This window comes from Paraburkholderia caledonica (assembly GCF_000383275.1).
Lineage (GTDB): Bacteria > Pseudomonadota > Gammaproteobacteria > Burkholderiales > Burkholderiaceae > Paraburkholderia > Paraburkholderia caledonica.
In genome coordinates, this window is sequence record NZ_KB911056.1 from 26053 (window position 1) to 37385 (window position 11333).

At 63.3% G+C, this 11333-nt stretch carries 12 protein-coding genes; 7 read left to right on the plus strand and 5 right to left on the minus strand.

Annotated elements, in window-relative coordinates:
* Nucleotides 1–152: 152 nt before the first annotated feature.
* A complete protein-coding gene (locus H281_RS0133610; RefSeq protein ID WP_020071516.1) occupies nucleotides 153–1016 on the minus strand; it encodes a DeoR/GlpR family DNA-binding transcription regulator in 864 nt (287 codons plus the stop codon).
* A 276-nt stretch (nucleotides 1017–1292) separates the two neighbouring features.
* Here H281_RS0133610 and H281_RS0133615 point away from each other — a divergent pair, with 276 nt between their 5' ends.
* On the plus strand, nucleotides 1293–3773 hold the full coding sequence (locus H281_RS0133615; RefSeq protein ID WP_027805177.1) for a GcvT family protein: 2481 nt from the start codon (nucleotides 1293–1295) through the stop codon (nucleotides 3771–3773).
* A gap of 10 nt (nucleotides 3774–3783) precedes the next feature.
* Here H281_RS0133615 and H281_RS0133620 read toward each other — a convergent pair whose 3' ends face one another.
* The 3 genes from H281_RS0133620 to H281_RS0133630 form a co-directional block, all read right to left on the minus strand.
* Nucleotides 3784–4323 (minus strand): cytochrome b, encoded by a 540-nt coding sequence (locus H281_RS0133620; protein WP_020071518.1) that lies wholly within the window; start codon nucleotides 4321–4323, stop codon nucleotides 3784–3786.
* Nucleotides 4320–5414 (minus strand): catalase family peroxidase, encoded by a 1095-nt coding sequence (locus H281_RS0133625; protein WP_027805178.1) that lies wholly within the window; start codon nucleotides 5412–5414, stop codon nucleotides 4320–4322. The genes H281_RS0133620 and H281_RS0133625 overlap by 4 nt, the downstream gene beginning before the upstream one ends.
* A 118-nt stretch (nucleotides 5415–5532) precedes the next feature.
* Nucleotides 5533–5799: a DUF4148 domain-containing protein gene (locus H281_RS0133630; protein WP_020071520.1), complete on the minus strand. Its 267-nt coding sequence runs from the start codon at nucleotides 5797–5799 to the stop codon at nucleotides 5533–5535.
* A 259-nt stretch (nucleotides 5800–6058) separates the two neighbouring features.
* Here H281_RS0133630 and H281_RS0133635 point away from each other — a divergent pair, with 259 nt between their 5' ends.
* The 3 genes from H281_RS0133635 to H281_RS0133645 all read left to right on the plus strand — a co-directional run bounded on the left by H281_RS0133635 (nucleotide 6059) and on the right by H281_RS0133645 (nucleotide 8271).
* A complete protein-coding gene (locus H281_RS0133635) occupies nucleotides 6059–6790 on the plus strand; it encodes an anti-sigma factor family protein (RefSeq protein ID WP_020071521.1) in 732 nt (243 codons plus the stop codon).
* Between the two features lie 138 nt (nucleotides 6791–6928).
* Entirely contained in the window at nucleotides 6929–7447 is a 519-nt protein-coding gene (locus tag H281_RS0133640; protein ID WP_020071522.1) for a sigma-70 family RNA polymerase sigma factor, read from the plus strand.
* Nucleotides 7444–8271, plus strand: a complete 828-nt coding sequence (locus tag H281_RS0133645; protein ID WP_020071523.1) for an anti-sigma factor family protein — start codon at nucleotides 7444–7446, stop codon at nucleotides 8269–8271. The genes H281_RS0133640 and H281_RS0133645 overlap by 4 nt, the downstream gene beginning before the upstream one ends.
* 24 nt (nucleotides 8272–8295) lie before the next feature.
* Here H281_RS0133645 and H281_RS0133650 read toward each other — a convergent pair whose 3' ends face one another.
* On the minus strand, nucleotides 8296–9177 hold the full coding sequence (locus H281_RS0133650; RefSeq protein WP_020071524.1) for an AraC family transcriptional regulator: 882 nt from the start codon (nucleotides 9175–9177) through the stop codon (nucleotides 8296–8298).
* Between the two features lie 202 nt (nucleotides 9178–9379).
* Here H281_RS0133650 and H281_RS0133655 point away from each other — a divergent pair, with 202 nt between their 5' ends.
* The 3 genes from H281_RS0133655 to H281_RS0133665 all read left to right on the plus strand — a co-directional run bounded on the left by H281_RS0133655 (nucleotide 9380) and on the right by H281_RS0133665 (nucleotide 11050).
* Entirely contained in the window at nucleotides 9380–10276 is an 897-nt protein-coding gene (locus H281_RS0133655) for an NmrA family NAD(P)-binding protein (protein ID WP_020071525.1), read from the plus strand.
* Nucleotides 10277–10327: 51 nt separating this feature from the next.
* Nucleotides 10328–10453 carry a hypothetical protein gene (locus tag H281_RS37525; RefSeq protein WP_020071526.1) on the plus strand — a complete coding sequence of 42 codons (126 nt, stop codon included), beginning with the start codon at nucleotides 10328–10330 and terminating at the stop codon, nucleotides 10451–10453.
* Between the two features lie 363 nt (nucleotides 10454–10816).
* Nucleotides 10817–11050 carry a hypothetical protein gene (locus H281_RS0133665; protein WP_020068015.1) on the plus strand — a complete coding sequence of 78 codons (234 nt, stop codon included), beginning with the start codon at nucleotides 10817–10819 and terminating at the stop codon, nucleotides 11048–11050.
* Nucleotides 11051–11333 lie beyond the last annotated feature (283 nt).

An 11333-nucleotide genomic window follows, 5' to 3' on the forward strand; every position in this document is an offset into this window, starting at 1 on the left:
CACCCGAAGCCAGGCTGCCAGCGATAACCGGCCATTTTACGCGTCGGAGCGAATTGGCTGTGCGAGGCGGCGCTCGCGTGGGGCGAGGCTGTGTGGGGTCTGGTGTGCGTTGGCCGGTTTCCGCGTTCGAACCGCTCTCAGCGAGGCGGTGGCTAGCGCGGGCGCGCGCCGTTCTCGCCGTTCCCGTCGTTTCCGCTCTTCGGGTCGTACCGGTCCTGCCCGCCCTTCTCGCCGCTTCTCACCCCGCCGCCGGGCGGCGCGCCGACGAGCACCTCGACACCCGCGGCCGTCAAAACCTGCGCAAGCGACGGAGCGGGAGCTTCGTCGGTAACGAGCAGGTCCACGCAATCGGCGGCGAACGCGTGCAGCAGCGCGCTGTGTCCAAATTTGGCGTGATCCGCCGCCACCACCCGACGCTCCGCCTGAGCGAACGCCGCGAGCGAATACGCGACGTCGGCGGAAAGCGCGTCCATGAAATGCCCGTGCATGTCGATCGCGGTCACCGAGACGATCGCGTAACGCACATGAAACTGGCGCAGAAAAGCCTGAACGCTGTCGCCGATCGCGGCACTGTCGTCGGCACGCAGTTCGCCGCCCGCGATGAACACGCGGTTGCCGTTGCGCGGCGCGAGCAGCCGGGCCACTTCGATGGAGTTGGTCACGACCGTGAGCCGCGAGCGCGCCGTCAGCGCTCGCGCGATATGCACGCAGGTGCTGCCGCCGTCGAGAATAAGAGAGTCGCCGTCGCTCACCAGCTCAGCGATGCGCGCGCCGATTGCCCGCTTGCCCGCGAGGCTGGCCGCCATGCGCCGCTCGAACGGCGGTTCGTCGAGGCGCTCGGGCAGCATGATGCCGCCGTGGACCTTTAGAAGCAGGCCCTGCGCAATCAACGGTTTGATATTGCGGCGAATAGTCTCGTCTGAAACCTCGAAGCGCGCCGCGAGACCGGTGATCGTACAGGTGCGTTGCTCGCGGACAAGCTGCAGGATTTCGCTCTGGCGTTGGGTAGAGAACATGGAGTGCGCGATTGTGGGCTTCGGTGAGTCTAGCAAAAACCACGGTTCACAGTGGCACTTCTCATTGGTTCCCACACAACGCCACATTTAAACCTGCGGTGATTGCAAAGCGGTTAACTTAAGCTAATCGCCGCGTATTTCGGCCTATACAGCACCTTTACAGGCAATAAATGACATCTCTGTGTCGAAATATCACCTCAGATCTTGCAACAACTCCCCGTTGCGTCATGTGCATTTATGGGGCAATCTTCGCGTTTCATTCATCTAATTCAACACATGTCCACATCCATCCCTCAGCGCGCGCGCGTCGTCATCATCGGCGGCGGCATCATTGGTTGCTCGGTTGCGTACCACTTGACCAAGCTCGGCTGGACCGACGTCGTCCTGCTGGAACAAGGCCAGCTTTCCTGCGGGACGACGTGGCATGCGGCCGGTCTCGTCGGCCAGCTGCGGGCTCAGGAAAGCATGACGAAGCTGATCCGCTATTCGACCGCGCTCTACGCGGAACTCGAAGCCGAAACGGGTCTTGCAACGGGTTGGAAACAATGCGGCTCGCTGTCGGTCGCCCGCACTGCCGAGCGGATGACTCAACTCAAACGCACCGCCGCCGTGGCTCGCGCCTACGGCGTGGCCTGCGACGTGATCGGCGCGCGCGAGGCCGGCGATCTATGGCCTGTCATGCGCACCGACGACCTGCTGGGCGCGGTCTGGCTGCCCGGCGACGGCAAGGCGAATCCCACCGATCTGACGCAGGCCCTGGCTCGCGGCGCCCGCATGCGCGGCGCGCGTATCGTCGAGAACACGCGCGTGACGGCTACCCACACACGCGACGCCCACGGCGCGCGGGAAGCGACTGGCGTTGCGTGGCGCAACAAGGACGGCGACGAGGGCACGATCGGCGCCGAAATCGTAGTAAATTGCGCCGGCCAGTGGGCCAAGGCCGTGGGCCGCCTGTGCGACGTGACGGTGCCGCTGCACTCGGCCGAGCACTATTACATCGTCACGGAACGCATTGCCGGCGTGCACCCCGACCTGCCTGTCATGCGCGACCCGGACGGCTTCATCTATTTCAAGGAAGAAGTGGGCGGCCTCGTCATGGGCGGTTTCGAGCCCAACGCGAAACCGTGGGGCATGCAAGGCATTCCCGAACACTTCGAATTCCAGTTGCTGCCCGACGACTGGGATCAATTCGAAATTCTGATGACGAACGCGCTGCAACGCGTACCCGCGCTCGAAACGGCGCAGGTACGCCAGTTCTACAACGGTCCCGAATCGTTCACTCCCGACAACAACTTCATGCTCGGCGAGGCGCCCGAACTGCGACGCTTTTTTGTCGGCGCGGGCTTCAACTCGATGGGCATCGCCTCGGCGGGCGGCGCCGGCATGGCGCTGGCCGAATGGATTGTGGCGGGCGAGCCGACCATGGATCTGTGGCCGGTCGACATTCGCCGCTTTGCGCGCTTCAACGGTAACGACACGTGGCTGCACGATCGCGTGAAGGAAACGCTAGGCCTGCACTATGCGATGCCGTGGCCCAATCGCGAACTCGACAGCGCCCGTCCGTTTCGCCGCTCGCCGCTGTACGCTTTGCTGCGCGAGGACGGCGCGTGTTTCGGCAGCAAGATGGGCTGGGAGCGCGCGAATTTCTTCGCGCCGACGCGTGACGAAGCACGCATCGACTATGCGTTCGGCCAGCAGAACTGGCTGCCGTTAAGCGGCGCCGAACACCGTGCGTGCCGCGAACGCGTTGCGCTCTTCGACATGACGTCGTTTTCCAAATTTCTTGTCAAAGGCCGCGACGCGCAAAGCGTCCTGCAAAACCTGGTTGCGAACGACGTCGACGTGCCGCCGGGCACCACGGTCTACACCGGCATGCTCAACGAACGCGGTAATTACGAATCGGACTTCACACTCACGCGCCTCGCCGCAGATCAGTACCTGCTCGTTACCGGCACGGCCCAAACCACGCGCGACTTCGACATGATCGACAAGGCAATTCCGCGCGATAAGCACTGCGTGCTCGTCGACGTGACGAGCCAGTATGCGGTGCTCGCCGTGATGGGGCCGCGCTCGCGCGAACTTCTGCAAAGCGTGTCAAAAGCAGACTGGCGCAACGAGTCGTTCGCGTTCGGCCAAAGCCGCGAAGTCGATATCGGCTATGCAACCGTGCGCGCGACCCGCCTCACCTATGTCGGTGAACTGGGCTGGGAGCTGTACGTGCCGGTCGAATTCGCAGTGGGCGTGTACGAGATCCTGCATGAAGCCGGCAAGGCGTTCGGCCTCGTCAATGCGGGCTACTACGCGATCGACTCGCTGCGCATCGAAAAAGGTTACCGCGCATGGGGCCGCGAACTCACTCCGGACACGAACCCATTCGAGGCGGCCCTTGCATTCGCATGCAAACTCGACACCGACATTCCGTTCCGCGGCCGCGACGCACTGGCCGAACTACGCGGCAAACCGCTGCGCCGCCGCATGGTGGTGCTGACCGCGGACGGCGCAGCGGATCGCATGCTCTGGGGCGGCGAAGCGATTCTGCGCGACGGCAAACCGGTCGGCTTCGTGAGTTCGGCGGCATTCGGCCATACGCTCGGCTGCCCGGTCGCGATGGGCTACGTCAACAACTCCGACGGCGAGGCAGACTCCGCGTATCTGACGAGCGGCGCATATGCGATCGACGTAGCCGGCGAATTGCTGCCGGCTACCCTGCACCTGAAGGCGCCTTACGATCCTCGCTCCGAGCGAATCCGCAACTAGCAAACGGCGTCTAGCGTCCGCCGCGCGCCATGCTCGAAAACACGCCGTCGCGGCGGATCAGGCCATGAAACAGCGCCGCCGCGAGATGCAGCAGCACCGTGCCGAACAACGCAAAAGCAAGCCACGTGTGCAACGCGCGCAGCACCGCGAAAAGCTCGACGTTATGCGGCGCGATCGGCGGCAAATGCAACGGACCCCATAGCGTGAGCGGATAGCCCGCCGCGGACAGCATCGCCCAGCCGATTAGCGGCATCGCAAACATCAGCGCATAGAGGACCGCGTGCGAGCCCTTCGCCGCCATTTTTTGCGATGCGGGCATGTCGTGAGGCAATGGCGGACTGCCGCGCCGTAAGCGCACGCTTGCACGTATCACCACGAGCAGCAGCAAAGCGATGCCAAGCGGCTTGTGAATCGCAATCAGCGTGTCATGCGCGCGCGACACGGTTGCGACCATGCCGACGCCGATAAACAGCATCGCGACGATGAGCGGCGCCATCGTCCAGTGCAGAAACCGCGCTAGCGGACTGAAGTGCGTGCGGGTCCGCGTCATGAGCGCTCTCCATGTGTCGTCGGGGTTTGATGAACTTCCGGATGCAGCGTTTCCTCGCGCGTGCGTCGCTTGAACGACAGCGCATAGGCCGCCGAGCGCGCGGCAAGCAAAGGATCGTCGGACGGCGCGATGCCCGCCGGCACGATCGTCGGGTCGAAGTTGACGTCGCGGCAAGCACCGTTTTCCTGCGACGTGCTGCGCTCGATCACGAGCGTCCCCGCGTCGATATTCTCCCGATCGGACGGCCATTGCAGCGTGGCGTCGTCGGTAGGGTCGCCCGGATGAGCAACGGTCAGGATCAGATGCCAGCGCAACGGCCCGCTCTGCAGACGCTCGTCCAGGTCCGCCGCGAGGAAATTCTTCTCGGCCTTTTGCGCGTCCGTAATCGGCGCGTACGGCGTCTCGGGCACCATCGCCCAGCGCACCGCGCGCGTGTCGCCGGCCTGGTTGGTGAAGCGGAACGCGTTGATGCCGTAGTACGCGGCGTTCGCGAGGCTCGATGAAGGCGGATGCGCTTTCACCCACGTCTGGAAGGGTTGGGTCTCCGGATTGGCCGCATAAAAGGCCTTGAGCCGGGCCGGGTCCGGCTTGCCGGTCGCCGGATCGGGCGTTGCGGCAAGCAGTTGCTGATAGAACTGCTCGGGCGTGTGCACGGCGAAGACCGGCGTCGAGTTCATTCCGGTGCGCCACTGCTCGCCTTCCTTCAATTGAAAGAGCAGCGCGAGGCTGCGCACCGGGGAACTCGTATCGGGCGCCGACGGATTGCCGCCGGGCACCGCAAAGCGTCCGGTGACCGGCGTTCGTCCAGGCGCAAATACGACCGCGCGCGAGACGCGCTCGCCCTGGCCGTTACTGTCGAAATAACCTTCGACGCACAGGCCCTTCGCATGATTGCGCCGATAGCCCGGATGCGGTTGACCCGCCACGGCCTGAAGCGTATTGACGATGCGCGGCGCGCTCAGGCGTTGCGGCGTCAACCACCCCGCCGTATATGCGAAGCCGCCTGCGGAAAGAAGCACGACAGCGCCTATCGCGGCAAGCCGGCACGGCACGCAGCGAGGTAACTGATCGGGAACGGTGTTTTTTGTCACGGAGACTCCTTGCTGAATCGAGGCGTTGATTGGCTAACACGCGCGGCGCAAGTCTATTCCGTTCGATTTCCGGCGCGCCCGTTCGCCACGCGCGCCGGCCGTCGGCATTTCAACGCCCTTAATTCATGCTGTCCGTCGGCCTGGCGTCGCTCGCGACGCGGTTCGCGGCCGCCTCGGCAGCAAGCGCCTGCTTGTGCTGTTCGACCATATGCGCGAAGACCGGGCTGACGTCCGGATATGATGCGTCGGTCACGTAATCGAGACCGTTCTGTTGTGCCTGGATCAGTTCCTGATAGACCTCGGCACGGGTTTTTCCCTGCGCGAAAACATTCGACGAAGCGGCCAGAACGACGACGGACAATGCGGCAAAAGCGATCTTCTTCATGATGAACTCCGGTGAGTTGGTTGCGGGTTTGCATCAGGGAGAACCACGCCTCACCGGCTTTTATTCCTGCGTAAGCCACGTGGAAAAAACATTTCCGTTGCGCGGAATAAAGCACTTCGCGAACGGGTTTGCTAGCTTCCGCGACGCTGCGATGGCACAGTAAAAGATGTTGCGCAAACCCGGTGACGAGAACGGAATAAACCGCAGCGCGGCGGTGTTTGCACCTCAATAGCCGGATTTTGCCCGGAGACCTTTTCCCATGAACCCGACCGACGCCCCCAACGATTCGCCGCTTTCCGAAGCCGACATTCAGGCCTACGCCGACGGCACGTTGTCGCCGGCGCGCGCCGCGTTTCTGCGCGACTATCTCGGCCGCGATCCGGCGGAAGCCCGCCGGGTCGCCTTTTACGGCAAGCTCAACGAACAGATGCAACGCTCCTTTCAGACCGCCGACGAACCCGAGGCCAGCGCATTCAACGGGCGGCGCAACGCCGGCAGCCGCTGGCGCAGCGCTGTAACGCTGCGCTTGCGCAAGCCGCTCAGGGTGCTGGTTGCGCTCGTCATCGCGTGCGTCGCCGTGAGCGGCTGGTTCGCGGCCACCGAGGTCACGCGGCAGGCGCTTAACAACGCGGCCATCATGGCGTTGGCCGAAACCGCCGCCGCCCCGTTTCCCGCCGGATCGCCGACTCGTCGAGATCCGTCCGCCCCCAACCTCGAAGCGATCGGGTTGCGGCTCGTGGATCAGCGCGTCGTGTCGCTCGGCCTGCTGCAGCGCGCCACCGAATTCATCTATTTGAATGGCGATAACGAGCCGGTCGTGGTGCTGTCGACGCTCGCACTGCTCGCGCCTTCACAGCCGCAATGGTCAGCGCGCCGCATCGGCGATGTACGTCTGTTGACATGGACGGCGCAGCGGCAGCGCTTCGTGGTCGCCGGCAATGCACGCACACACGGTCTGATGCGCGCCGCCGACGTCATGACCATGCAATGAAACCGCACGATCTTGCGGCGAGTCGCTTAATCAACGGAATAAAATGCGTTCACGCGTGTTTGCACTACAAACGCGTGCGACGCCCGACGAAGCGCCGCCGCTCCGTGTCCACGAGAGGCCCCATGACCGGGATGAATAATGGATGTTCGTGACGAGTTGATGGAACACGTGCCGCGCTTGCGGCGCTATGCGCGGGCGCTGATCAACAATCGCGACCTCGCGGACGATCTGGTGCAGGACACGCTCGAACGCGCGCTCGGCCGCACCGAAATGTTCCAGGCCGGCACCGATCTGCGCGCCTGGTTATTTACGATCATGCACAACGTGTTTGCGAATCAGGCGCGCAAGGCGTCGTCGCGCGCGGTACACGTGGCGGTCGACGACGAAAGCGTGCATGAAAGCGAGTTCGCCGTGCCGGCGCAACAATCCCGTTCGCTGGAAATGCGCGATCTCGACTACGCGTTGCAGCGTTTGCCCGTCGAGCAGCGTGAAGTCGTGCTGCTGGTCGGGCTGGAGGAAATGAGCTATGCCGACGTCGCGCTCGCGCTGAACGTGCCCATCGGCACGGTCATGTCGCGGCTTTCGCGCGGACGCGAACGGCTTCGGGCATTGATGGCGGGCAGCCAGCCCGGTGCGAAATTACAGGTGGTGCGATGAGCGAGCAAATTACGCCGGTTAGCGAAGAAGAACTGCACGCGTATGTGGACGGCACGCTGTCCGAGGAACGACGTGCGGAGGTCGAGCGCGCGCTCGAACAGAATCCGGATCTGGCCACGCGCATCAGCGATTATTTCTCGCTGAACAGCATGTTCCATGAGCGCTACGACCGCGTGCTGAACGAACCCGTGCCGAAGCGCTTGCAGCCGGGCGCGCCGCGCCGCTCGCGCGTCGCTGCCAACTGGCCGCAGTTCGCGGGCATGGCGGCGGCGCTGGTAATGGGCATTGGCATCGGCGTCGGCACGCATATGGGACGCGACACGTTGCCTTCGGTGGCGGGTTCGTCCGACACACGCCCTGTCAGTGCTGACAGCACCGAAGTACTCGCGCGTCAGGCTGCGGTTGCGCATGTCGTCTATATGCCGGCGGTCGACCGGCCCACCGACATGAACGCGGATCACGAGCAGGACTTCGTGAAGTGGCTGGCGAGTCGCCTCGGCACGAATGTGCATCCGCCCATGTTGTCGAAGGCAGGCTTCGCGCTCTCGGGCGGCCGCCTGCTGCCTGGTCCGGACGGCGACACCGCGCAGTTCATGTATCGCGGCCAGAATGGCGAACGGGTGACGCTGTGCATCTCGCGCCGCAAGGTGAACGCGAACACGACAGCGTTCAAGCTGTATCAGGACGGGCCGGTCAATGTGTTCTATTGGGTTGACGGCGATTTCGGCTATGCGGTGTCAGGCGGTATCGATCGCAAGCAGTTGCTGCAACTGTCGCATGACGTGTACTCGCAATTGACGGCAGCGGCGCCGCCGTCGAGCTGATGCGGGTACGGTCTATTGTGTTCGTCAGCGCGAGTTCGACTTCACGAGTTCGCGCGGCGTGATGCCGAGGAGCCGCCCCATCCAGTGCGCCATATGGCTCTGGTGTGCAAAGCCCGCGTCGAGCGCGACCTGGCTGGCGCTCAGCCGGCCTTGCAGCAACAACGTTCGCGCGCGTTCTACGCGCCGCTGCACCACATATTGATGCACAGGCACGCCGAGCGTCGCGCGAAACAGCACCTTGAAGTGCGGCACGCTGAGGTCGACAAGCGCGGCAAGCTCGCTCAACGTGAGACGCCGGTCGAGATGTGCTTCGATAAACTCCGTCACGCGCGCCGCTGTCCGCGGTGCGAGCGTGCGCCGCTTGTTGTCTGGCGACGCAGCGCCGCCAATCAGCCGTACCACCATTGCCGTACACAGACTTTCGGCATAGAGCGGGTCAGACGCAACGTCTGCTTCCAGTTCCGCACGCAACGCCCACGCCAGGTGCTGAAAACGCGGATCGCGCATCTGGAACTGCGGGAGAATCTGCGCGCCGTCTGGTTTGCGCGCCAACTGTTCAGCGGTCGTGCGCGCGAAATCTTCGCCGATCCAGATGCTGAAAATCGTGCAGGCCGATTCATCGCTCCACTGCCCGTCGAGTCCTGCTGGAATCACGTCGGCGTCGCCGTGCGCCTGAATCCGCGAGTGCGGTTTCTCGTTGCAACGACAGTGCGCGCGAACGGGCGCGCCCACATGCACGCCGATTCGATGGTGCTTGAACGCAGGTATCCGGTGCACGCCAGCTGACACGTTCACCAGCTCCGCGCCGAAACCCTGCCAGCCGAGCAGTCGGCTAGAGCGCAGCGCAATACGGGAGCCGGTATGCGCGGGTGGGATCTGCGTGCGGGTCTCTGGGACGGCATTCATCGTTTATCTCGCGGATGGCAGTCGGTCTGCGGGCATTGTGCATGGTTTTTCGCGCCTACGCTCAGTACGCCTCCTGACTTCCCGTGCGCAGCGCCGACGAGCAACGAGTCATCCGAATCTGCTCACGGGCATCCTTGCATGCGCGTTTTGCGCTGCGCGCGTCCTTATGATCCTCTCATGACGATCCAGTAAGGAGCACCTGATGTTCGTGATTTTTGGAGCCGGCGGCAATGTCGGCAAAGTGAGCGTAGCCGCGTTGCGACGCGCCGGCCGGGACGTGCGCGCCGTGGTTCATAGCGTGGCGCAGGCCGATGAATTCGAGCGAATCGGCTGCGATGTCGTGGTCGCGGATTTGCACGACCGGGCAGCGGTGGCGCGCGCATTGGAAGACGCGCACGCGGTGCAGGTTGTGTGTCCGCTGCCGCGCCATGACGACGACCCGGCAAACGCGATGCGCAGCATGATCGATGTGAGCGTCGAAGCATTGCGTGCGAATCCGCCACCGCACGTACTCGCGCTTTCGGACTATGGCGCCGAGCACCCGAGCGGAACGGGCATCACGACGCTCTTCCACTACCTCGAAACGCAACTCGGTACCGTCGACACCCGGTTGACGTTCCTGCGCGCAGCCGAGCACATGCACAACTGGGCGCGCGTGCTGCCGCTCGCATTGTCCAAGGGACTGTTACCCAGCCTGCATCATCCGCTCGAAAAGCGCTTTCCTACTGTGGCTGCGCAGGATGTCGGCGCGCTGGCGGCTCAATTGCTGCTCGACGGCGAGCCGCGTGAGCGTTCGCCTCGCGTGGTCAGCATAGAAAGTGAAGAGCGCGTCAGTGTGAACGACGTTGCGCGCACTATCGGCGAACTGTCGGGCCGGCCTGTCGTGCCGCACGCGGTGCCGCGGGAGCAATGGGCCGCGATGCTCGGAGGCGCGGGCTTGAGCGAGCAACACGCGCGGCTCATTGCGGATCTGTACGACGCGCACAACGCGGGACGCATCGACGTGCAAGCGGGCGTTAGTGAACGGCGATTCGGTCCCACTACGTTGGCGCAGGCGTTAGCGGCGATCATGCCGCAGGACGCGGGACAGAACGGTTGATCGAGGAGCACGGAGATGTCGACCTGCCCCTTGAGATGCGAGGCGAGAAGAATGCCCACTCGTGCGAGCGGCTTGCTCGCGCTCGTGATGACTTTATCGGCACTGGTGGGCTGGCGTGCGCTTCGGGATCTGCTCAATGCGATTCCCGATAGCAACGATGATTTTGGTCTGTTTTAAGCGATGTCATTGCGCTGATATGACGGTCGCAGCGGCAGGCGAAGAACATCAGGTACCGCGTCAACTAACTGACGAGTCCCCGTCATTCGAACGAATCAATGCGCTTGAATGCGCGGCCGTTCATTCAAGGCAGACACTCAGCCAAAACCTGTTTGCTATCCCACGACACCTTTTGCTGCCTCGCGCCCCGCAACCGCATGAAAAACCTCGCGGGCGATTTTATTTTTCCATTTAGATTCAGCAACTTATGTGATGGTTGCCAGCTTATCTGGTTCACGTTGGCACACCCTATGCAAATACCCCTGTGAGCGCGACAAATAGTGCTCTTCCATCCAGACCGAAGACCTTCACAGGAGATTTACCATGAGCTCGTTGACCATCAAAGACATCGCCCACACCGAAGAACTGTCCGCCAAGGCTCTGTCCGCTGTACGCGGCGGCAGCAACTACAACGCAGGAAACCTCAACCTTGCCTACGGTGGCGGCTTCGCCAGCCCGGGCGTCGTGGTCGCACCGGTCACGCAGACGGACACGTACACGAAAGTCGAGATCCCGACGATCCAGAACTTCGGCGGCCTGCAGCTTGCCAAGGCGTAAGTTAAGCGCCGCGGAGAGTCGCGCTGACAGCGGATGCCGTTCGATCCCGTCGAGGTGCGCTCTCCCCGCTTGCACGTCGAACCACACTCGTTAAACCGAAACTGAAACAGCTCCAGGAGACCTACCATGACCTCACTGACCATCAAAGATATCGCCCATACCGAAGAACTGTCCGCCAAGGCCTTGTCCGCTGTACGCGGCGGCAGCAACTACAACTTCGGCAACGCCAATGTTGCCTATGGCGGCGGCTTCGCCAGCCCGGGCGTCGTAGTTGCACCCGTCA